Annotated in this window: 26 protein-coding genes; 12 read left to right on the top strand and 14 right to left on the bottom strand. The window is 33.3% G+C overall.

Features of this window, described 5'->3' with window-relative positions:
• Nucleotides 1-88: 88 nt before the first annotated feature.
• On the top strand, nucleotides 89-511 hold the full coding sequence (locus C5F47_RS06520; protein ID WP_179360298.1) for a DoxX family protein: 423 nt from the start codon (nucleotides 89-91) through the stop codon (nucleotides 509-511).
• Here the strand turns inward: C5F47_RS06520 and C5F47_RS06525 are convergent, their stop codons facing one another.
• A complete protein-coding gene (locus C5F47_RS06525) occupies nucleotides 512-1,660 on the bottom strand; it encodes a DHHA1 domain-containing protein (protein WP_179360299.1) in 1,149 nt (382 codons plus the stop codon).
• Nucleotides 1,661-1,707: 47 nt separating this feature from the next.
• Nucleotides 1,708-1,899, bottom strand: a complete 192-nt coding sequence (locus C5F47_RS06530) for a hypothetical protein (RefSeq protein WP_179360300.1) — start codon at nucleotides 1,897-1,899, stop codon at nucleotides 1,708-1,710.
• Between the two features lie 118 nt (nucleotides 1,900-2,017).
• On the opposite strand from C5F47_RS06530, the gene C5F47_RS06535 reads away from it, so the two are divergent.
• Nucleotides 2,018-3,181: a citrate synthase gene (locus tag C5F47_RS06535; RefSeq protein ID WP_179360301.1), complete on the top strand. Its 1,164-nt coding sequence runs from the start codon at nucleotides 2,018-2,020 to the stop codon at nucleotides 3,179-3,181.
• Between the two features lie 2 nt (nucleotides 3,182-3,183).
• Here the strand turns inward: C5F47_RS06535 and C5F47_RS06540 are convergent, their stop codons facing one another.
• A complete protein-coding gene (locus tag C5F47_RS06540) occupies nucleotides 3,184-3,390 on the bottom strand; it encodes a hypothetical protein (RefSeq protein WP_026090100.1) in 207 nt (68 codons plus the stop codon).
• Nucleotides 3,391-3,565: 175 nt separating this feature from the next.
• On the opposite strand from C5F47_RS06540, the gene C5F47_RS06545 reads away from it, so the two are divergent.
• Both C5F47_RS06545 and C5F47_RS06550 read left to right on the top strand, forming a co-directional pair.
• Complete coding sequence (locus tag C5F47_RS06545) at nucleotides 3,566-3,877, top strand: hypothetical protein (RefSeq protein ID WP_246271055.1); 312 nt, start codon at nucleotides 3,566-3,568, stop codon at nucleotides 3,875-3,877.
• A 234-nt stretch (nucleotides 3,878-4,111) separates the two neighbouring features.
• Entirely contained in the window at nucleotides 4,112-4,738 is a 627-nt protein-coding gene (locus C5F47_RS06550) for a cupredoxin domain-containing protein (RefSeq protein WP_179360303.1), read from the top strand.
• Nucleotides 4,739-4,760: 22 nt separating this feature from the next.
• Here C5F47_RS06550 and uvrC read toward each other — a convergent pair whose 3' ends face one another.
• Genes uvrC through uvrB form a run of 3 tightly spaced genes read right to left on the bottom strand, consistent with a single transcriptional unit; the run spans nucleotide 4,761 to nucleotide 11,102 of the window.
• Nucleotides 4,761-6,347: an excinuclease ABC subunit UvrC gene (gene uvrC / locus C5F47_RS06555; RefSeq protein ID WP_179360304.1), complete on the bottom strand. Its 1,587-nt coding sequence runs from the start codon at nucleotides 6,345-6,347 to the stop codon at nucleotides 4,761-4,763.
• A complete protein-coding gene (uvrA, locus tag C5F47_RS06560; RefSeq protein WP_179360305.1) occupies nucleotides 6,344-9,163 on the bottom strand; it encodes an excinuclease ABC subunit UvrA in 2,820 nt (939 codons plus the stop codon). Before uvrA ends, uvrC begins: the two co-directional genes overlap by 4 nt.
• Nucleotides 9,150-11,102, bottom strand: coding sequence for an excinuclease ABC subunit UvrB (gene uvrB, locus C5F47_RS06565; RefSeq protein ID WP_179360306.1), 1,953 nt, complete (start codon nucleotides 11,100-11,102; stop codon nucleotides 9,150-9,152). The genes uvrA and uvrB overlap by 14 nt, the downstream gene beginning before the upstream one ends.
• A 134-nt stretch (nucleotides 11,103-11,236) precedes the next feature.
• Here uvrB and C5F47_RS06570 point away from each other — a divergent pair, with 134 nt between their 5' ends.
• Nucleotides 11,237-11,374, top strand: a complete 138-nt coding sequence (locus tag C5F47_RS06570) for a hypothetical protein (RefSeq protein WP_179360307.1) — start codon at nucleotides 11,237-11,239, stop codon at nucleotides 11,372-11,374.
• A 12-nt stretch (nucleotides 11,375-11,386) separates the two neighbouring features.
• Here C5F47_RS06570 and C5F47_RS06575 read toward each other — a convergent pair whose 3' ends face one another.
• On the bottom strand, nucleotides 11,387-12,019 hold the full coding sequence (locus C5F47_RS06575) for a pyridoxamine 5'-phosphate oxidase family protein (RefSeq protein WP_179360308.1): 633 nt from the start codon (nucleotides 12,017-12,019) through the stop codon (nucleotides 11,387-11,389).
• Nucleotides 12,020-12,095: 76 nt separating this feature from the next.
• On the opposite strand from C5F47_RS06575, the gene C5F47_RS06580 reads away from it, so the two are divergent.
• The gene (locus C5F47_RS06580) at nucleotides 12,096-12,320 is read left to right on the top strand and encodes a hypothetical protein (protein ID WP_179360309.1); all 225 of its coding nucleotides are present in this window, start codon (nucleotides 12,096-12,098) and stop codon (nucleotides 12,318-12,320) included.
• Between the two features lie 210 nt (nucleotides 12,321-12,530).
• Entirely contained in the window at nucleotides 12,531-12,941 is a 411-nt protein-coding gene (locus C5F47_RS06585; RefSeq protein ID WP_179360310.1) for a hypothetical protein, read from the top strand.
• Between the two features lies 1 nt (nucleotide 12,942).
• Here C5F47_RS06585 and C5F47_RS06590 read toward each other — a convergent pair whose 3' ends face one another.
• The 3 genes from C5F47_RS06590 to C5F47_RS06600 form a co-directional block, all read right to left on the bottom strand.
• The gene (locus C5F47_RS06590) at nucleotides 12,943-13,173 is read right to left on the bottom strand and encodes a hypothetical protein (protein ID WP_179360311.1); all 231 of its coding nucleotides are present in this window, start codon (nucleotides 13,171-13,173) and stop codon (nucleotides 12,943-12,945) included.
• Nucleotides 13,174-13,232: 59 nt separating this feature from the next.
• Nucleotides 13,233-14,339: an LLM class flavin-dependent oxidoreductase gene (locus C5F47_RS06595; protein ID WP_179360312.1), complete on the bottom strand. Its 1,107-nt coding sequence runs from the start codon at nucleotides 14,337-14,339 to the stop codon at nucleotides 13,233-13,235.
• A gap of 93 nt (nucleotides 14,340-14,432) precedes the next feature.
• Nucleotides 14,433-15,377, bottom strand: coding sequence for an iron-containing alcohol dehydrogenase (locus tag C5F47_RS06600; protein ID WP_179360313.1), 945 nt, complete (start codon nucleotides 15,375-15,377; stop codon nucleotides 14,433-14,435).
• A gap of 52 nt (nucleotides 15,378-15,429) precedes the next feature.
• Here C5F47_RS06600 and C5F47_RS06605 point away from each other — a divergent pair, with 52 nt between their 5' ends.
• Nucleotides 15,430-16,704: a glycerate kinase type-2 family protein gene (locus C5F47_RS06605; RefSeq protein WP_179360314.1), complete on the top strand. Its 1,275-nt coding sequence runs from the start codon at nucleotides 15,430-15,432 to the stop codon at nucleotides 16,702-16,704.
• 120 nt (nucleotides 16,705-16,824) lie between these two features.
• Nucleotides 16,825-16,947 (top strand): hypothetical protein, encoded by a 123-nt coding sequence (locus C5F47_RS09810; RefSeq protein WP_281361071.1) that lies wholly within the window; start codon nucleotides 16,825-16,827, stop codon nucleotides 16,945-16,947.
• 188 nt (nucleotides 16,948-17,135) lie between these two features.
• Here C5F47_RS09810 and C5F47_RS06610 read toward each other — a convergent pair whose 3' ends face one another.
• On the bottom strand, nucleotides 17,136-18,098 hold the full coding sequence (locus tag C5F47_RS06610) for an MBL fold metallo-hydrolase (RefSeq protein ID WP_179361810.1): 963 nt from the start codon (nucleotides 18,096-18,098) through the stop codon (nucleotides 17,136-17,138).
• 76 nt (nucleotides 18,099-18,174) lie between these two features.
• Here C5F47_RS06610 and purN point away from each other — a divergent pair, with 76 nt between their 5' ends.
• On the top strand, nucleotides 18,175-18,792 hold the full coding sequence (gene purN, locus C5F47_RS06615) for a phosphoribosylglycinamide formyltransferase (protein WP_179360315.1): 618 nt from the start codon (nucleotides 18,175-18,177) through the stop codon (nucleotides 18,790-18,792).
• On the opposite strand, the gene C5F47_RS06620 is transcribed toward purN, so the two are convergent.
• Nucleotides 18,789-19,109, bottom strand: coding sequence for a cupin domain-containing protein (locus C5F47_RS06620; RefSeq protein ID WP_179360316.1), 321 nt, complete (start codon nucleotides 19,107-19,109; stop codon nucleotides 18,789-18,791). The two genes, purN and C5F47_RS06620, sit on opposite strands and share 4 nt — an antisense overlap.
• A 2-nt stretch (nucleotides 19,110-19,111) precedes the next feature.
• Complete coding sequence (locus tag C5F47_RS06625) at nucleotides 19,112-19,396, bottom strand: antibiotic biosynthesis monooxygenase family protein (protein WP_179361811.1); 285 nt, start codon at nucleotides 19,394-19,396, stop codon at nucleotides 19,112-19,114.
• A 92-nt stretch (nucleotides 19,397-19,488) separates the two neighbouring features.
• On the opposite strand from C5F47_RS06625, the gene C5F47_RS06630 reads away from it, so the two are divergent.
• Both C5F47_RS06630 and C5F47_RS06635 read left to right on the top strand, forming a co-directional pair.
• Nucleotides 19,489-20,352, top strand: coding sequence for a bifunctional 5,10-methylenetetrahydrofolate dehydrogenase/5,10-methenyltetrahydrofolate cyclohydrolase (locus C5F47_RS06630; RefSeq protein WP_179360317.1), 864 nt, complete (start codon nucleotides 19,489-19,491; stop codon nucleotides 20,350-20,352).
• Entirely contained in the window at nucleotides 20,342-20,905 is a 564-nt protein-coding gene (locus tag C5F47_RS06635) for a 5-formyltetrahydrofolate cyclo-ligase (protein WP_179360318.1), read from the top strand. Before C5F47_RS06630 ends, C5F47_RS06635 begins: the two co-directional genes overlap by 11 nt.
• Here C5F47_RS06635 and purD read toward each other — a convergent pair.
• Nucleotides 20,896-22,158, bottom strand: coding sequence for a phosphoribosylamine--glycine ligase (purD, locus tag C5F47_RS06640; RefSeq protein ID WP_179360319.1), 1,263 nt, complete (start codon nucleotides 22,156-22,158; stop codon nucleotides 20,896-20,898). The genes C5F47_RS06635 and purD overlap by 10 nt on opposite strands.
• Between the last annotated feature and the right edge of the window lie 77 nt (nucleotides 22,159-22,235).

Raw genomic sequence — 22,235 nt, forward strand, 5'->3', positions numbered from 1 at the left:
ATTTTAGTCATTAAATTATTAAAAAATTGTTCCAACTTTGATTCGGATTTGGACAAATCCTTTTAATAAATTTCTAAAGCGTTAATCCATGAATACAGAAGCAAGCCTAAAGGAAAATGTATTACATGACATCACACATTGGGGCATTAGTGCATCAATAGGAGTCATATTCATTGTACATAGTTTGAAAAAATTTGATCCCAGCTGGCAAGAATGGCTAATCAGCATAGGTATTCCACCAGAATTACAACTCCCAATAGCGTTAGCAGAATTCATTGGAGGTATTTTCTTAGTTACAGGAGTACTTACTAGAATTACAAGTTCAGTATTTGCAGGGATTTTACTTGGTGCTATATTTCACATTAGATGGGAAAATGGATTTTTTGTTTCCAAAGGAGGATGGGAATGGGATCTTGTAATGCTAGCTGCAGTTCTTGCAATTATAGTTGCAGGGCCAGGAAGAATTTCAATTGCTCACGTAGTGAAAAAAATTCCCAGATTCTTACAATAATTATTTAATTTGTTTATTTAATTCTGTAAGGAATTTTTTTATTTTTGGTTTTGGAACAACTGCACCGCATGCTTTATCATGTCCACCACCAGAACCACCAAGACTTGTTGCTAAAAGATTGACAATTTTCCCCAAGTGAACTTTACAATTTTTAGAACCCCTCACAGATACAGCATAAATTCCATGGTCCACTCTTTCTTTGTATGCAACACCTACATCCTTACCAGATAAACCCATAACAAAATTCACTGCACCACTTGCTCCAGCATCTAAAATTTCCATATGACCCAGATTTTTCATAGTTTTCATACCTTTCTTTACTTTAGCAATCATTTGAGATAGTTTTTCTACTTGAATCTGTGCAAATTCAAAAGTATTTGGGATATCATGAGGGAATTTAGATTCAGCTAATTCTTCAACTAAGTATTGTAGATAATCTGGTTCTTTTTGGTGTCCTACAATATTGTAAGTCATTACAGTGGCACTGATCAATGCAAATTGTCTATCATAGATTTGTAATAATTTGGAACCAATCGGTCTGTCTTCCATGTAATCGGTAATAGCAGCACAAGTTGCAACAAAGGATGCATGATCATTAAGTTTTGAAGTATAAGCATTGTAAACTTGAACAGTAGTACATTCATTGATATCATGAATAACTTTAACTTTGATCTTTTCTAGTGCCTTTACAACATTAGGATCAATATCGTGATGATCAATGTAGGTGACTGAAACTTTGTTTTTTCTCAAAGTTGTTAAAATGTCAATAAATTCATCTTGTGTTTTTTTACTTAATCCTAAATCACAAATAAATAATGACTTTAACTTTTCATCTGAAACTACTTGGTTTAATGCTTCCATTTGTCCAGGGTAATCAACTAAGATTGCATCTCCACCAAATGCTTGACGGATAAGAGCTGCAGAGCTAATACCATCACAGTCTTCTTTATGTGAAATGCAGATAACTTTAGTTCGTTTTGATTTTACTGCTTTTTTAGTTGGTTTTTTGGTTGTAATTTTTCTAGTTACTTTTTTTATGGTTGTTTTTTTAGTTGGTTTTTTGGCAGCTGTTTTTTTAGTTACTTTTTTTCCAGTTGTTTTTTTAGTTGCTTTTTTTGCAGTTGTTTTTTTAGTTTTAGTGGCTGCCAATACAAATTGAAAAATCACCAACCCTCATTTAAATGAAGAAAGTAAAACTAGGATTTCTTTGAAGGTTTTTTGATGCTTTGATTTACCAATGAACTTGAATCAAGATAAACGTCATAAAATGACAAACCATCCATCTGAGTTTGATGATCAATTTCTTGAATTTTCTTCAACTCTTCAGATGATGCGTTTAAGACCATATCATCTAATTTTTTCAAATGTTCTCGCTCTTTAGGAGTCACTAAATTTTGATTAAAAATTCTCATTTATGACCAAAAGTTGCCATATTAGACTAATTACTAAACTTCATAGACATAATTTTAGCGAAAATATAATAGAAGATTTCCTTGTAGGCTCATTATGGAGACAAAAAACATAGGTCTGCGAGGAATTGAAGTTGCAGATACCAGAATTTCCAACATTGATGGGGAAAAAGGCAAACTAATCTATCGAGGATTCGATATTTTAGATCTTACTAAAAATTCAACATTCGAGGAAACAGCATATCTCTTACTATATGATCAATTACCAAACAAACTACAATTAGATGAATTTAATTCAAAATTAGTCGATGCCAGATACATTCCAAAACAGATGCAAAAGAATATGGGAAATTGGAGAAAAGACGCAGACCCAATGGACATGCTTCAAGCTTTTGTGTCTGCTCTTGCAGGATACTATGATGAAGAATTTTCAAATAAAGATGCAAGTTATGATAAAGCTATCAATCTAATTGCCAAAGTTCCAACAATTGTTGCAAGCTGGCAAAGAATAAGAAATGGGTTAGAGCCAGTGGAACCTGATTCATCACTTGGTCATGCTGCAAATTTCCTATACATGATGTTTGGAGAAAAACCAGACCCCGAAGTTGAAAGAATATTCGATGTTTGTTTAATTCTTCATGCAGACCATACTTTCAATGCATCAACTTTTACAGCTAGGCAAGTTGCATCTACAAGAGCACACATGTATTCAGCAGCTAGTGCTGCAATAGGTGCACTTAGTGGAGAATTACATGGAGGAGCAAATACAGAAGTCATGAAAATGCTCTTAGAAATTGGAGATATAAACAAAGTAGAACCCTGGATTAAAGAAAAAATGTCGGAAGGAGATAGAATTATGGGGATGGGTCATGCAGTTTACAAAACATATGATCCTAGAGCACAAGTACTAAAAGAATTATCATGTAAACTTGCCGAAAAAACTAAAGAGCCATGGTTTGACATTACAGAAAAAGTGGAAACTACAACAATTTCTGAAATGAAATCACAAAAAGACAGAGACATTTATCCAAACGTAGACTTGTACAGTGCATCATTATATTACATGTTAAAAATTCCAATGGACCTCAATACTCCAATCTTTGCAATTTCAAGAGTAGTAGGATGGGCAGCTCACATTATCGAAGAAAAGTTTGCAGAAGCTGCACCTAAACCAGCACTATACAGACCAAAGGCAACATATGTCGGAAAATACTGTGGACCCGAAGGTTGTGAATATCAAACACTAGACTTGAGAAAATAGATTTAGTTTCTTGTACTTAGCCAATCTTTAGCTTTTGAGTTTACATCGTGTTTGTACAACACTTCAAAAACCATATCATAAAATGTGATACCTTTTTTCTGAGCCTGATCATCAAGCCACTTGATTCCGTCAGCTAATTCTGGATCATATTCTGAAAATTCCACTAATTCATCTACCATTTTTGAGAAGAATGCGTGAGATTCAAGCATGAATACATCTTTCAAACTATGATCATAAGTAAGGTATTCAAATTATATAGACAAAAGACCCCTTTTTGGTTGACAATTGCACCATGTTTTCTACCTAGATGGAAATGCAAGGAAAACTTCATGGGTTATTCAGACAAACGAATCAATTTCTGAACAAAGCCGTGAACATATAGAAATGTATAAAGATAAAATTTCAAATTTACAATCAAAATATGTTGCATTACACATTGGCTTGTTTTGGGGGATTGGAGTATTCATAATAAAAAATGATGATCATGTCAAGGTAAAATTAGATGATGAAAAACTGTTTGAACAACTTACAGTAAATCAAAATATCAATAATGAGTTCATTGTAAAGAGAATTAAATTTATCAATCAATTAATCGCTCAAAGGAAATTAAAGGTAGAATATGAGTTAATTCAACAAGAAAACAACCTAGCAAAAAAAACACTTGATGCAAAAGAGCTTAAGACCAAAAACGATTAGTTACTTGGTGAGAGCTCATTTGCAGTTTGTAATCATATTTAGTACTAGATTGATAAAAGAAATATCTGTTCATTAACATTGACAACACTTTGTCTTCAATTAGAGCGATCTTATGAGATTTTCAAAGGATTGATAAGAATGCTGTAAATATTTCATAGAATTAAAGAAGATTAAGAATAGAGTCAGATTTTGACGATTAGATTTATTTAGATCTTAGCAAGTCATGGATCAATTATGGCAGGTATAGACAAAGCAGCTGTAGTATTCTCAATTGCAATAGCCCTAGCAGGTGTAGGAATTGCAGTTGCAGGAGACGCTGCACAGAACAATCCAACATATTCTGCTCCTGTAGAGGCAACTCCAAAAGTTTCAACTGAAACTTCAAAGTCAGAACCTCAAGCAGATCCATTTGCAGGAATTGCTGAAAAAGTAAAATCAGGAGATAGTATGAAGGAAGAAAAAGCTGTAAAACTGGAAGAAAAAGTCATCATGAAAGATCCTAAGGTTGAAAAACCAATGGTGAAAGAAGAGAAACCAATGGTGAAAGAACCAACAGGACCAACAACTCACACAGTTGATATCCCAGTAGGTACTTCAGTTCCAGGATGTGAAGAAAGTAATGCATGTTACTTACCAGCAGACATCACAATCAATGCTGGCGATACAGTAGAATGGATTAATGTCGACACAGCAGCACACACAGTAACTGGCGGAAGTCCAGCCGATGGACCATCTGGCGTATTTGATAGTAGCCTAGTCATGGCAGATGCAGTTTATGCATTTACATTTGATGACGCAGGTAGCTACGATTACTTCTGTATGGTACATCCATGGATGGTCGGCAGTGTCACAGTGAACTAACCAAGAAAAAATTCTTTTTTTCTTATTTTATTTGATTCTTCCTTATTGTTCTGTTGTATGCCACACCAAATCTGTGAGTTTCATCACGAGCATATTGTAAAATTTTCAAAGATGATTTGTATTTTGGAATAATTATTGGATTTTTGTTTTTAGGTACATAGACTTCTTCATTTTCTTTTGCCAATGAAATACAAGATAAATCTAATCCGAGGGATTTTAGAGAATTTATTGCAGCACTGAGTTGACCTTTACCGCCATCAATTACAATCAAATCAGGTAATTCTGAATTTTCTTCAAGCAATCTATAATATCTTCGTTTAATTATTTCACCAATCATTGCAAAATCATCTCTGCCAGAAACAGTTTTAATTTTGAATTTTCTGTATCCAGATTTATTTGGGATGCCACCAACAAATCTAGCCATTGACCCTACAGCAAAGTCTTCACCATGGTTAGAAATATCAAAACATTCAATGATGTTAGGAATTACAGACAGATTCAAAATTTCTTTTAGTTCAACCAATCCAGGATCCCCACCCTTAGAATGAACTAACTTGATATTTTTTAAAATTAAATTAATAATATCTTTTTTCTTGCCTTTTGTAGGAATAGAAATTTTTACATTTAATCCAGATTGTTCAGAAAGTAGAGATTCTAGCAATTTTTTATTTTCTGGAAGTTCACTTACAAGAACGAGTTTTGGAATTTTATGTGTGGAATAATATTGAAACAAAAAATTTGAAAAGGAATTATCACCAACTAAATCAAAAAAGAATTTGTCACTATCTCGAATAACGCCATTAATCATTCTAAAATTCATCACGATTGCAGATTGTTCTTGAATTCCAATCCCAAAATATTCCTCATCAGAGTTTTCAACATATTCCATTTTTTGTTTAGTTTGAAGACTTCCAAGCCTAATCAGAGTGTCACGGATGTCTTTTGCACGCTCAAATTGTTGTAATTTTGCAGCCTGTTGCATTTCTTCTTCTAATTTTTTAGTGAAAATTTTGGTTTGATTTTTACCTTTTAGAACATCTTGTAAAGCTGCAACATGTTTTGGATATCGTTCCTGAGCATCTTTAAATTCACAGGGCCCCTCACAATTTCCTAAATGATATTCCAAACAGACTTTTTTTGGAAGTGTTTTACAAATTCTAATTTGGAATGCTTTTCGCAATGCACCTATAGTAAGTAATTTTGAACTACCTTGAGTGAAAGGTCCAAAAGTTTTTCCCTTACCTAAAAATTTACCATCCCTAGTTCTTCTAGAAACTAATAGTCGAGGATATTTTTCATCTGAAATTCTTAGGTAGGTGTATCTTTGTTGATCTTTTAATTCAATGTTGAATCGTGGGCGATATTTTTTGATCATGTTTGATTCTAAAAGAAAAGCTTCACTTTCATTATCAGTTAAAACAAATTCAATTTCAGAAATATTTTCAACTAGTTTTTGAGTTTTGTAATTTTGATTTTTGTTAAAATATGATCTTACTCTGTTTTTCAAATTTTTGGCTTTACCAATATAGATAATTTTTCCATCAATATCCTTCATCAAATAGATTCCAGGATCGGTAGGAATCGTGATTTTAGATATATCAAAAGTCATTTTTTTAGTAATTTCTTAAGATACTTTCCAGTATAACTTCCAGGAGCTTTTGAAATTTCTTTAGGAGTACCAGTGGCTACAACTTTGCCACCTTCATCCCCACCTTCTGGACCTAAATCAATTAGCCAATCAGAATTTTTGATAACATCCATGTTATGCTCAATAACAACTACAGAATTTCCCAAGTTTACCAAGCGGTTAAGAACATCTAATAATTTTTGAACATCTGCAAAATGCAAACCTGTTGTAGGCTCATCTAAGATGTAAAGGGTTTTTCCAGTTCCTCTTTTTGATAATTCAGATGCAAGTTTTACTCTTTGAGCTTCTCCCCCAGATAATGTTGTAGAAGATTGTCCAAGTTTGATATAACCTAATCCAACATCATATACTGTTTGTAATTTACGTTTTATTGCAGGGATATTTTCAAAGAAATTTAATGCTTCATAAACAGTCATGCTCAATACATCTGAAATATTTTTGCCCTTGTACAATACAGACAAAGTTTCAGTGTTGTATCTTTTGCCTTTACATTCATCGCATTTAACATAAACATCAGATAAGAATTGCATTTCAATTTGTTTTACACCATCACCATCACATGCAAAACACCTACCATCAGCTACATTGAAAGAAAATTGTCCAGGTGCATATCCACGTTCTTTTGATAATGCAGTATTTGCATATAGTTCTCGTATTGGAGTAAACGCACCAATGTAGGTTGCAGGATTTGAACGTGGAGTTCTTCCAATAGGGGATTGATCAATGGCAATGACTTTATCAATATTTTCCAAACCAGATATTTCTTTATGTGCACCAGACCTGACATTAGATTTGTAAAAGTGATTTTCTAATGATTTTAATAAAATATCATTTATCAGAGTTGATTTTCCAGAACCAGATACGCCAGTAACTGAGACAAATAATCCAAGAGGTATTTCTACATCAATATCTTTTAAATTATTTTCAGAAGCTTTCTTTATTATAATAGAACCTGATGGATTACGAATTTTCTCATCTAAATTTATCAAAGAATTGTCTTTCAAATATGAGCCGGTAACAGATTTCGTATCTTTTAGAATTTGATTAACCGTACCTTCAAAGACAACATTTCCCCCATGAACTCCCGCTCCCGGACCCAAATCCACCATCCAGTCTGAATTTCGTATAACTTCTTCGTCATGCTCTACAACAATAACAGTATTTCCCAGATTTCGTAGCTTATTTAGCGTTTTAATGAGTCGAGTATTATCTCTTTGATGTAAACCAATAGTAGGTTCATCTAGTACATACAAGACACCAGTCAAATTAGAACCAATTTGAGTAGCAAGTCTAATTCGTTGTGATTCACCACCAGATAATGTTGAACTTAGTCGGTTCAAGGTTAAATAATTTAATCCAACGTTCATCAAAAATTCAAGGCGTTCCTTAATTTCTTTTAGGACATCTCGTGCAATGTATTGCTCATTTGCAGTTAGTTTCAATGAAGAAAAGAAATCATAGCAATGATCAATTGACATATCACAAACATCCATTATACCCTTTTCATTTATTTTCACAGCAAGTGATTCTGGTTTAAGTTTTTTACCATCACAAGTATTACATGGAGTGTCTCTCATGAATTGTTTCAACCACTCTCTTTTTGATTCAGAATCAGTTTCCATAAATGTACGTTGAAGATTTGATAATACACCCTCAAACGTATTTGTTGATTGCCAAGACGAATCGCCAGATTTTGAACGATATGTAAAATCAATTAATGCATCCGTGCCATGCAATATAATTTGTAGATGTTTGGGTTTTATTTTATCAAAAGGAGTCATCAAGTCAAACCCAAATTTTTTACCAACTGCTCTTAGTGCTTGTCGTCGGAATGCAGAGAATCTTCCACTCCAAGGAACTATAGCCCCATCTAAAATGGATTTTGATTTATCTGGAACAACCAAATCAGCATCAAACTCCATTTTTACACCCAACCCATTACATGTTTTACACATTCCAAATGGAGAATTAAATGAAAAAGATCTTGGTTCTAACTCACCTACAGTTAATCCACAATATGGGCATGCATTATTTTGTGAGAAAATTTTTTCTGATTTATCAGTGGCAATCATCACATCACCTTTGGATGCTTTGATAGCAGTTTGCATTGCTTCAAAAAGTCGTGATCTTTCAGATTTGTCAGTAGTTATTCTATCAACTACAATCTCAATATTGTGCCACTTTTGCCTGTCAAGGGGTGGAATATCATCATCTAGGCTCAAAATTTCACCATTTAGGCGTATTCTAGAATATCCATCTTTTTTGATCTGCTCAAATAATTTTTCATATGTGCCTTTTTTCCTCTGCACAATAGGGGCCAAAATTAGAATTTTTTTCCCTGCAAAATCTTTCAATACAGAATCACATATTCTTTCTACTGATTGAGTTGAAACTTTCCGACCACAATTTGTACAATAAGGAATTCCAATTCTAGCAAACAATAATCTCATGTAATCATAGATTTCAGTTGTAGTACCAACTGTAGAACGTGGATTTTTACTAGTTGTTTTTTGTTGTATTGAAATTGCAGGAGATAAACCTTCAATTGAATCCACATCAGGTTTATCCATCATTTCTAAAAATTGACGTGCATAAGCTGAAAGGGATTCAACATACCTTCTCTGACCTTCAGCATAAATTGTGTCAAATGCCAAAGTAGATTTTCCTGAACCAGATAATCCACTAATTACTACAAGTTTGTTTTTTGGAATATCAATATCTAAATTTTTTAAATTATGATGACGAGCACCACGAATTTTTAATTTATTTTCGGTCATTTTTAAATTCAATCTCCTTTTCTAGTCTTTTTATTCTATCTCTGCATTCAATTGCACGCTCAAAATCTAATTCTTCAGAATATTTTTTCATTTGTGCATCTAGATCAATAACTTCTGTTGCAAGATCATGTACAGATTTTAGTTTTGAATCATCTAGTGATACTTCTTGTTCAGGTACAGATTTGATAATTGTTTTAGGAATAATGTTATTTTCTTTATTGTATTGCATTTGTTTTTCTCTACGACGTTTAGTTTCATTCACTGCATTTTTCATTGATTGGGTAGTGTTATCAGCATACATTATGACGGTTCCATTAGAATTTCTTGCAGCACGCCCACAAGTTTGAATCAAGCTAGTAAAATTTCTCAAAAATCCTTCCTTGTCAGCATCCAAAATAGCAACTAAAGACACTTCAGGGATGTCAAGGCCTTCTCTGAGAAGATTAATTCCCACTAGAACATCAAATTCACCTAGACGTAATTGCCTAATTATCTCAGTTCTCTGTAATCCTTCAATTTCAGAATGCATGTATCTTACTCTAACCTGTTTTTTGGAAAGATATTCAGCCAAATCTTCAGCCATTCGTTTGGTCAAAGTAGTAACTAAAACACGTTCAGAATTAGCAACTCTTTTGTTAATTTCGTGAATTAAATCATCCATCTGGTCTTTGCTAGGCCTAATCTCAACTTGAGGGTCTAACAATCCAGTGGGTCGTACCAGTTGTTCAGCAATATGAGATGAAATTTTTTTCTCATAATCTGAAGGAGTTGCTGAAACAAAGATGGTATTTTGAATATATTTTTCAAATTCTTCAAACTTTAATGGACGATTATCAAATGCACTTGGCAATCGAAATCCATATGTTATTAGTTCATTTTTTCTTGAATGATCACCCTTGTACATCCCATGCAATTGAGGCAACGTAACATGAGATTCATCAATAACTAAAAGATAATCATCTCCAAAGAAATCCATTAAACAAAATGCTTGTTCACCTGCTTTTCTCCCATCAAAATGTCTTGAATAATTTTCAATTCCAGAACAATATCCCAATTCTTCAATCATTTCTAAATCATATTTTGTTCTCATCTCCAATCTTTGTTTTTCTAATTCATTTAATTCAGGTAAACGATGTTTCAATTCGTCTCTAATTGACTTGACAGCTTTTTTTCTAACATCTTTTGCAATAAGATAGTGTTTTGCAGGATAAATTTTCATTTGACTGATTTTCTTTTTTTCTTTTAGAGACACATGATCTAAAAGGGCAATTTTTTCTACCTCATCTCCAAACATGGAGATACGTACTAAGTCTTCAGAATATGCAGGTGTGATGTCAATGGTATCACCCTTTACTCTAAAATTTCCAGGTGCAACCTCAGTGTCATTTCTTTCATATCTAGCATCTACAAATCGATGAATTAGATCACTTCTTTTAATTTCATCTCCAGAGTTTATTGTAATTGCCAAGTCCTCCCAATCCTGAGGATTACCAAGAGAGTAGATACACGAAACGGTAGATACAATAATTGTCGGTTCTCCTGAGAGCAACATTGCAGTAGCTTCTAATCTTAATTTTTCAATTTTTTCATTAACTTGAGTATCTTTTTCTATATACGTATCAGTTTGTGGAAGATAGCTTTCAGGTTGATAATAATCATAATAAGAAACAAAATACCCAACATTGTTTTTTGGAAAAAATTGTTTTAATTCAGAATAGAGTTGTGCTGCCAAAGTTTTGTTGTGAGATATAACAAGTGTGTTTTTTCCAGTTCTTGCGATGACATTTGCAACAGAAAATGTCTTTCCACTTCCAGTTACCCCAAGTAGAGTTTGAACAGATCCTTTCTTTACACCTTTTACTAGTGCATCAATAGCTTGAGGTTGATCTCCTGTAGGAGTATAATCAGATGCCAATTCAAATTTAGAGACTTGTTCCAACAGAGACAATACTTGAAAACTGAACTTATAGCTAACGTTTACACAATAAGAACAACAAGTCAATAAAGTACTAAATTTGGGAAATTTGATGAAATTTTAAATGTAAATATTTCAGAATCGAAATAGTGCTCTAAATGGAAAAGGATTCAAAAAAAGAGCTAAAAGACACTCAGCAAGAAGTCATGATAGAATTAAAGATCAAGACAAGCGAATTTCTTAAAAAATTAAAAGAATCTCAAGAAAAGAGTAGAGTTAAAATGGACAATATCTAAATTAATCAAAAATTACCATATAGGCTCATCAACCATTTTCAAACCAGAATCAGTTATCTCAAACCCCATAATTTTTAGCGTTTCAATAGCAGAGGGAGAATTTTTCTTTAGAATTTTTTGAGCCAAAACCATTCTATCATCAGGCCTCATGTGTTGACCAATTTTGTATTTACCGTGAAGGGTTTGTGGAGTTACTTTGATAACACTAACAGCATCTAAAACACGCATATCAGATTGTATAGGATCATACTGTCCTTCTGGTTGATATTTTTTCATTAGACCATTTAGTGCAAGTGTTTTTTCTTCTCTATCAGATACAAAAGTTCCCACACCTTTGATTACAATACTGATGTACAAGGTATCAGCAAGAGAGGCATTATGAGGATCCTCAAAATACGATGGTAAAAATTCTAATTCCCTGTCAGCTTCAAACCCTACTTTATCATTTCTAGAAATATTTTCTAATTTTTCACCCTTTACATGAGAATGCATGTAAACTGCATCATTTAAAAAAACAAAATTCATAGGAATTATTTGTGGAAATCCATTCTCATCAATACTTGCTACACGACCAACATGTTCTTCATTTAGAAATTCTTTAACTTTTTCATAAGAGCGGATTTGGAGTATTCCAGTTAATTGCATAAATTAATTTGGTAAAATAATATTATAAATCCAGATCATAGATACCACTAAAATACATGACAAATGAAAAATTATCATGGATGATCCGTATCTAAATGAATTACGAGATGACTTTAAAGGATATTCCAATCAACTAAAAAAATTAAAAAAGAAATTATTAAAAACAAATTCTCCAGAAATGCAAGCCAAAATCATAAAGCATATTGATTCGATAGCTAACAAGATGGAAAATAATCAAAAACAATCAGTAAAGGTGACAAAATCAAGAATCAGGGAAAGAAAAGCAAAAGCAAAGAAATAGAATTATTCTTCTTCATCCATTTCTTTAGCCATTGCTTTAATTTCTAAAATTCTACATTCTAATTTGTTACATTCAGTTTTAAATTCTGTGTCCATAGGACAGAATTACAAAAATAATCAAAAACAAACAACATTCTAAAACTTGACTTTTTTCATCCAAATTCTTCATTAATGTAAATTGCTAAATTTAGGACCAATGTAACACAAGAAAATGAGTGAAATTGATGAAGAACGTGAAGAAGCCACTAAGATTGTTTTGAAACTTTTAGAAGAATGGGGGTCAGATTCAAGGTTCATCTGGTTTAGAGAAGTGCATAGAATTACGGATATTGACAAAGGTTTGCTTAGAAATATTCTAAATGATTTGAAAAAATCAAAGGAAGTTAAAGAAATGCATGGCACAAACAATAGAATATTTTTTTGTCTAAGAAGATATTACATTAAATGCAGAGATGTGGAATTTCGATTCAAAGGTAAAGAGATAATGCTAAGAGACGGAAGTAAAACGAAAATCATTCAAGGTGAAACAAAAGCAACTGAGCGCACAAGGAAAAGATTAGAGAAACAAAGAAACAAGCGCAAAGCTAAATCACTTACAAAAACAAAGACCAGCAGACATTAAATTATAAAGAATCTTCTGCTTGTCTTCGTGTAAAATTAGATTCTGCACGTTTTAGTTTTGCAGATTCTGCAACATCTTCAGTCATATCATACAAGTTGTGTAATTCCATGTCATGGGTAAGTTCATCTTCCTTTTCCTCATCTAAATCAAATTCCAGGTTTGCCAAAATTTCTACATTTTCTTCTAGAATATCTAGACATTTTTTTACAGATTCAGGAAGATCTTCATCCATTACATATAGAATAAGACGCTTAACTAAATGATTTGCTGTATGTTATTGTAAAGAACGTCTTATTGTTGTGCTTTTTTACGTAATGCAGGCATTACATGGCTTGCAAATTTATCAATTGAACCAAAGTAGTTCTTACCCCAGAATCTTATGACAAAGTGATTTACACCAGCTTCCATAAATCTCTCAAATACTGGAATCATATCTTCAGGAGTTCCAACTGCAGTTGATGAACGTGCAACAGCGTCAGGGATTTTTGTTGCAGCTTCTCTCATCTTTACAATCCAACTCTGATCAGACATTGAATATTCTGTAAAGTATTTTACGAAATCAAATCCTTCAATTTCTTTTAATCCGTGAACTCTCAAAATCTCAGGCTTGAATAAACTAACTTTTACTGCTTCCTTCATTTTAGCCCAAGAAGCTTCAGCATCATCAGAAAAGTAAACATCAATATCCAAAGCCATTTGGAAATTGTCTTTTTCTTCTTGGGTTCTGTTGTTTGTATCCATTGAAACTTCAATTTGCTTTCTGTGATCTTCAAACAATTCTGGAGTATAACCAATTGGTAACCAACCATCTCCAAGTTTTCCAGTTAATGCTAATGTTCGTTTACCACCAGATGCCATGTATGTTGGTGGACGTGGTTTTCTAATTGGAGGAGCTTGCAAACATGCGCCTTCAAGTTGATAATATTTTCCCTTGTAATCTACAGTGTTATCAGGAGTTGAAGTGTATAATTTATGAATAGTTTCAATTTGTTCTTCCCATTTTGAAACAGGTTTTTCAAATGGAATACAAAATTCTTTTAGATTTTGTGCTTCACCTGCACCAATACCCAAAATTGCTCTACCTTTTGAAACTCTATCAAGAGTAATTGCAGCTAGTGCAATGTTGGAAGGATGTCTTCGGATAGCATCAGTTACACATGTTCCTAGTTCAACATTACTTGTTACTGCTGCAATTGCAGATAACATTACCCAAGGATCAAGAACTGTTGCATTTTTCCATTGAGGGACATTTGTGTGGTCCATATAGAAAATAGAATCATATCCAGTTTTGTCAGCAAGTATACATGCTGTTAAAATTTGGTCTTCAGTATAACCAGCTCTTGCTACATTTAGTCCATTTTGAATACCAAATTTGAGTTCTTTTGAAGCCAAGTACAATTACGTTAAATTATTAGAATAAAAAGTTTCATCAAGCTGCCAATTTCGCAGTTTATCAATAAAATAGAAAAAAAGTAAAAAATATTGAATTTTTTACAAATTACCTGCTTTGATATCTTCAAGACATTTTACAACATCGTCTTTGACTATTGGTATTGGATTTGGATCCAAATGTCCTTTATCAGTCATTACGGTGTCAGCGGCTTCTGAAACATCAGCTTTGAGTTCTAGTTTATCAAAACCGAGTTTATCCATTGCCTCTTTGAATCTATCATAGAAGATTGACTTGTTATGCTTGTGTGCAACGGTGGTACATGAGGATAATGAATATCCGTGTGGTACACCCTCATTTGAAAACACATAGGACAATGCATGTCCTAAAGTTGTAGAACAATTACCAAATCCCATTCCAGACAACATTGATCCGTAAGGATAGTTTTCTGGTTTGTCATTCATAATTGCATCATACAGAATATCAAATGCTTGTTTGCATAGAGTTCTTGTCAAGTCGTTACCGAGTTTGCTATCATAGCCTTCGGTTGCTTGAGCACATGCATCACAGACAGAATTTTTCAAGACTTGTTCTGGAGTGCCATCCATAAAGTATGAATCCACTACAGCCATGTCAGCTAAAAATTTGTCTTCGCGTAACAATTTCTTTTTACCGTCAAATTTCAGAACACAATAAGTTGTCATTTCAGCTCCAGTTCCAAATGTTGTTGGAATTAAGATTTTCTCTTTTTTCATCTCAGGTGCAGCATATTTTACTACATCCATTGAACTTCCACCACCAAGTCCGATTAGACATGATGGATCTTTGTCCTTGAATTGTGAAATAACAGTATTGACATCTTCAATTGATGGTTCAGGTTTTACTTGATCATACAACATGTAATCCTGGATACCCATTTTTGCTAACCATTTGTCAGATAGTGCTGGCGGAACGGTTGTGACAACTAGGGCATTTTTTGGATACTCTGTTTCACCAAGTGCATTTTCTCCAAAGTTGATAACTTTTGGAATGCGTACTGTTTGCATAAATCTGAGGCATCATTGATTATTATTATATCTTGCATTGTTGAGTGACAGTATGATTATTCAGAATTTTGATGATTTAGCAACTACTACTAAGAAAAAAGAATGTTTAGAAATTCTAGAGACAGGACTACAAGCAGCAAATCCTGAAAACATCATTCAAAATTTTGTCAGACCAAATGAAATCAAAATAGATGGAAAAACTATCAATCTTGAGAAATATTCCAACATATACTCAGTTGCTTTTGGAAAAGCAGGAGATTCCATGACTAGGGCACTAAATGCCATTATTCCAATCAAAAGTGGAATTATCGTCATCCCCAAAGGCTCAAAATCAATAATCAAGGGTAAAAAATTTCAAATTTTCAATGCCAGACATCCTAAACCAGACCAAACAAGTGTAAAAGCAGCAAAAGAAGTCATGAAATTTGTTCAAAACAAGCGCAGTGATGAACTGATAATTTTTCTAGTTTCTGGAGGAGGTTCATCATTACTTGCAATGCCAGACGATATTACTTTGGAAGATAAGGTCCACGTGACAAATGTATTGCTCAAATCAGGAGCTACAATTCAAGAGTTTAACTGCATACGAAAGCATCTCTCCAAAATCAAAGGAGGAAAACTAGTAGAAAACATGAAGTGTGAAGGAGTTAGTTTAGTAATGTCAGATGTGGAAGGAGATGATCTTTCATCCATTGCTTCGGGAACTACATACATGGATGACACCACATATGCAAATGCCTTAGAAATTATTGACAAATACAAAATCCGTTGGAAAATGCCACAGGAAGTTTTAGATCTTTTAGAAAAAAGAAAAAATGAAAATATAGAAACTCCAAAAAAAGCTAAAATTGAAAATTTTGTTATTGCAAGTAATAAGGATTGTTTACAAGCAATGAAAGAAAAAGCTCAAGAAAAAGGTTACAAAGTTTGTATGATGCAACTTTTTGGAGACATTAAAGAAGCAGTAACAAAAACCCTAGAAAAAATTTCAGTAGAGGAAAAAACATGTATAATTTTTGGAGGCGAAACCACAGTCAAAGTTTTAGGAAAAGGAATGGGAGGACGAAATCAAGAATTAGTTTTAAGATTATTAAAAAATACTCAAAAACTAGAAAAAATGGTTATTGCATCAATTGGTACTGATGGAATAGATGGTAATTCAGTTTTTGCAGGGGCAATTACAGAAAATGTCAAAATAGATTTGGATGTAATGAAAGAATTTCTAAAAAATAGCGATTCAGGACGATTCTTTCAAAAACAAAAAGGCAATGTAATTACCAATGCCACTCACACAAATTTGATGGATATAGGCATGATTTTAAGATAATTTTTTGAAATAATCTAAAAAATATCAAATTTTAGAATGCAAATTAAACAAATGCCAACTCAAAAAGAAGAGTCCTTCAAATATCATAAATGCCCAATTATAATATGTTAGAAAATAATCATGGGTTTTGCAACGATGAATTCTGTAAATGTGACTGCCATGAGGGATCAAGTTTTAGAAGAGGGAACAGGAAGAGACAATATTGTTAGAAAAACAATTCAACCCAGAGAAGATTTACAATAGAGTAGTTCATTTCTATATTGATAAAAAAGGATACACGAAAGACAAAGCAAATGAAATTGCCCAATCAATAGTACAAAAAGAAGCTCAAAGAAGAATATGTAAAAATGAAGATTGCAAACATTTCTCACATGATCATATCAGAAATTCAGAAACTTGTCTAGTAGAAGATTGTAAATGTAATGAATTTACTAAGTAAAGTCATCTAGTGAATTTTCCAATAAAGGCTGTGCACTAATTCCTCTCTTTCTCAAATCCTCTGCAAATTCATCAACAAATCCATGTATAGTGTAAACTTGTTCTGCTCCAGACTGTATCACCATATCAATTAGTTCATTGTAATCACAGTGATCACTCATTGGAATAGAATAATCTGTTCGTCGTCCAAAAGAGAATTTTGTAGATTGTGCCCATCCACTAAATCCAATTGTTACAGCACCATATTTTGATTTCATATCTTGAACAAATTTATTTTTGCTAGATAACATAGGGGCAACCATAATCCACGGCTTTTTATCAAGTAGACCATTTTGCTCTGCTTCAGTATGTCCAATTCCATCAGTTAATGGAACCCCAAATTTTTGATGAAGTGAATTCATATCTTTTACAGAGTCATGAAGGTATAGCGGACCCCAATGCCCAAAGAATTGAGTGATAGTTTGGGCTTTGCCCAATTGATATCCCATCAAAATTACAGGAATTCCTTTTCCATAAAGTTCAGAAATTAATTCATTTACTTGTTTGAGAGTATCCTCAAGTTTAGGAAAAACAAATTCAGGCAAACCAAATGTACATTCAGTAATCAGAGTTTTGCATTTTGGAACTTTTGCACCTTTAAGAAATCCGCGGTCTCTTGTGCAAATATCTCCAGTATAGAAAATATCATCAAAGAGCAATCCTTTGGCACCTAAAATATGACCACTATCAATTAAAGAGAAATTATCTAGTGAATCAATGTGATTTTCCATCTTGAATCCTCTTAGATTGGCTATCTCGTTTGTCTCAATAGATGAGAGAATAGTTCCACCATTTTTTGAAGGAAGATGATCAGAATGAGCGTGAGATACAAAATTGATTCCCATAGAATCGCTATTTTTTGGATCCAAACAAACTCGTTTGTCAGCAACTTCACACAGGATTCCATTTTTTGTCATCCTGACTTTTCTAGGCAATGAGAATGATGCTTGTTGGATTTGATATAAATTGCAGGTTTGATCTACTATTGACTAGTTGCTAAATCTAGGAATTCTAATCTCAGGACGCGGGAGCAACATGGAATCCATCTTAAAGGCAATTAAGAAAAAAAAGATCCCAATCAATCCAGCAGTAGTTATTTCTAACAAACAAGATGCAAAGGGACTAAAAATTGCACAGAAACTAGGAGTACCTGTAGAAGTAATTGAAAGTAATGGATTCAAAGGTACAAGGGCAGAATATGATAAAAAAATTATTTCAATTTTAACAAAATACAGAGTCACACAAAAAAATGGCCTAGTATGTCTTGCAGGATTTATGAGAATAATTAGCCCAGAATTTGTAAAAAAATACAAGAATAGAATCATCAATATTCATCCAGCATTACTTCCTGCATTTCCAGGATTAAATTCTCAAAAACAGGCATTAGATTATGGTGCCAAAGTATCAGGATGCTCAGTACATTTTGTTGATGCTGGAATGGATACAGGACCAGTAATTATTCAAGCAGTTGTCAAAGTAAATGAGAAAGATACAGAAGAATCACTATCAAAAAAAATACTAAAAGAAGAACATAGGATTTATCCTGAAGCTGTTAATCTTTTTGCAAGAAAGAAAATCAAAGTTTCAGGTAGACGAACAATAATCAGTTAAGAATCAGGACCGCCAAAAAAATACAAGACTTTTAGTTCCTTTGTATTTCCATGGAAATAATGCTCCACATCTTTTGCTACAAAAAATAGTTTGTCTTTAGATAATTTGTAATCTTTATCTTTAATTTTCAGATATCCGTTGCCAGAAATAACACAATACACTTCATCACTATCATGAGGTGTTTGAGTATCTTCTTCTCCAGGTTTTAAGACTAAAACACCAACAGCTAAACTGTCTTTATTGATAAAAGTATGAAAGTAAGAGTCGCTGTTTTTGATTTTTCCAAGGTATGCATCTAAATCATACTCTAGTTTCAATTTTATTCAGCAGCTACTGTGTATGTTTTTCTTTGAGGATCAGCACTCATGAAAGAATGTCCAGTAGGGTGAACTTTTTCATGTTCAGGACTTTGATGCATTTTGATAAATGTCTCTTTGCTCTCATGTTCTACGAGAATCCTATAGCTTCCATCAGAAGATTTTAAGAATTTTCTTGAGATAAATCCTGGAAAATTACACAATACCTTGTTTGATTCTGCAAACCAGTTTTTGAAATCCTCTTCTGCGCCATCTTTGAGTTGAATATCTGCAATCATCACAAACATGATATGACTAGGAAAATAACCATTTAATTTCTTTTCTAAGATTTCCATCAAAGAATTCCAAGAATTAAATATCTACAAATCAAAAACAGAGCATGGTAGGAGTAAAAATTGATGGTAAAATTATCGCTCAATCAGTTAAAGACAGGGTCAAAAAAGCAGCTGCAGAGTTGAAAAATCAAGGAATTTCACCTTGTTTAGCCACGGTTTTGATTGGAGATAATCCAGCATCTGCAACATATGTGAGAAATAAGCACAAGGCATGTGAGGAGGTTGGAATTACAACTAAAGACCACAAACTAGATGCAAATATCACACAGATAGAATTGACAAAAATTATCGATGAGTTAAATTCAGATAATTCAGTTCATGGAATTCTAGTTCAACTTCCATTGCCAAAACAATTAGACGAATTTGCAACTACATCAAGAATATCACCAATAAAAGATGTGGATGGTCTAACACCACATAATGCAGGACTACTTGCAATGAAAAAAGCAGCCCTTGTTGCTTGCACACCTTCGGGAGTAATGGAAATGTTTGATTACCATGGAATTCATTTGGAAGGCAAAAATATCGTATTAATTAATCGAAGTAATTTGGTTGGAAAGCCACTGTATCATTTACTCTTAGAAAAAAATGCCACGGTACTAACATGTCATTCTAAAACCAAAAACTTGACAGAACTGTGTCAAGCAGCTGATATTGTAATTACCGCAGTTGGAGACAGGACCAAATTCAAATTAACATCAGATATGATCAAAGAAGGAGCAATAGTTATCGATGTTGCAATTTCAAGATTTGAAGAAAAACTAGTAGGTGATTCAGATTACGACGATATTATACAAAAAGCATCTTTTGCAACACCAGTTCCAGGAGGAGTCGGACCCATGACAGTTGCCATGCTATTAAAAAATACAATCACAGCCGCATCATTGAGCAGTCAAATTGGAAAATAATCCCGAAAAAGAATCACTTCGAAATCGTCTATTAGAGCAAAGAGATAACACATCGTTTGATTTAATGAAGATCATAAGTGGAAAAATTCAAAAGAAATTAAAGAAAATTTTTGCCTTCAAAAACGCTCAAAAAATTGGAGTGTATTATCCAATAGGAAGTGAAGTATTCACCCAAGATATTATCCAAGAATTAATCAGTCAAGGAAAAGATGTATTTCTCCCCAAAGTCATTGGTGAAAAAATGGAATTTAGAAAAATTGTTGATTTTTCGAGCCTAGAGCAAGGAAGTTTTGACATCATGGAACCAAAAGACGACTGTCCAGTAGATAACAACCTGGATGTTATTTTGGTTCCAACTGTAGGAATATCCCCATCAGGAATTCGACTCGGATATGGTCATGGATTTTATGATAAATTTTTAGCAGAAAATAAAACTACGACAATTTCTCTCACATATGAAAAACAAATAATTAAAAATATTCCAAAATCAGATCACGATATCCCAATAGATTGGATTGTAACTGAAGATAGTACTATACAAACTCAGAGATAAGCAAGTCCTTTTTTACCAATGTCTTTTCGATTGAACTTTTGGGACCATGAAATTTTCTCAGTTGCAGCATAAGCATTTTTGATTGCAGAATTCAATGTATCACCCAATGCAGTAACCCCCAGTACTCTGCCACCATTAGAAAGAATTTTTCCATCAGATTTTTTCGTACCAGCATGAAAAACAAATGCACCTTCTGGAACAGAATCAAATCCAGAAATTTCATCATTTTTAGAATAAGATTCAGGATATCCTTTTGATGCCAAGACAACACATACGGCAGATTGGGATTTCCATGAAGCTTTGGGCATGGAAGATAATGTTCCATCTATACTTGCAACAAAATAATCATACAAATCAAAATCCATTCTCATAGTTATTGGCTGACATTCTGGATCACCCATTCGGACATTATATTCTAAAACATAGGGTTTGCCATCACGTATCATTATTCCAGCATACAAAAATCCCTTGAAGGTTATTCCTTCATTTTTCATAGCATGAATCGTTTTCTCAATAATTTCTTCTTGGATGATTTTTGCTAAAGCATCATCTATTATCGGCGTAGGAGAATATGCACCCATTCCTCCGGTGTTTGGACCCTCATCATTATCAAAAATTCGTTTATGATCCTGGCTAGTGGCCATAGGAATTGCAACATCGCCATCGGAAAGTGCAATGTAAGAGGCTTCAATCCCATCAATTCTCTCCTCAATAATTATTCGATTTCCAGCATCGCCAAATGTCTTTTTTACCAAAATTGTTTGAATTGCAGAAATTGCCTCATCGTTTCCATTACAAACAATAACTCCTTTTCCAGCTGCCAATCCATCTGCTTTTACAACTACATTGTAATCAAGGGATTTTACATAATCTTGAGCTTGCTGAACATCATCAAATATTTCAAAACGAGCAGTTGGAATATTATTTCTCTTCATAAAGTCTTTAGCCCATATCTTACTTGATTCAAGCTGAGCAGCTTTCTGAGAAGGTCCAAATACTTTGAGATTTAATTTGTTAAATTTATCAACAATTCCTGCTGCAAGGGGATCTTCAGGTCCAACTACAGTAAAGCAATTATTTTTTTGAGCAAATTCAGCTAGGGCATCCAAATCAAATATATCTATTGGGACGTTGTTTAGAGTTCCGCCATTTCCAGGAGCTGTAAAAACAATTTCTACTTTACTGCTTTGAGATAATTTCCAAGATAGTGCATGTTCTCGCCCACCTGAACCAATCACTAATACATTTACCAACAAAAATTATCTTTCACCCAATTATATAATCCAAGTCTCAGAAAATCAATTTAGCTTTATAATGCCACAAACATACC

Origin of the sequence: Nitrosopumilus cobalaminigenes, from assembly GCF_013407145.1 — an archaeon.
Taxonomy (GTDB): domain Archaea; phylum Thermoproteota; class Nitrososphaeria; order Nitrososphaerales; family Nitrosopumilaceae; genus Nitrosopumilus; species Nitrosopumilus cobalaminigenes.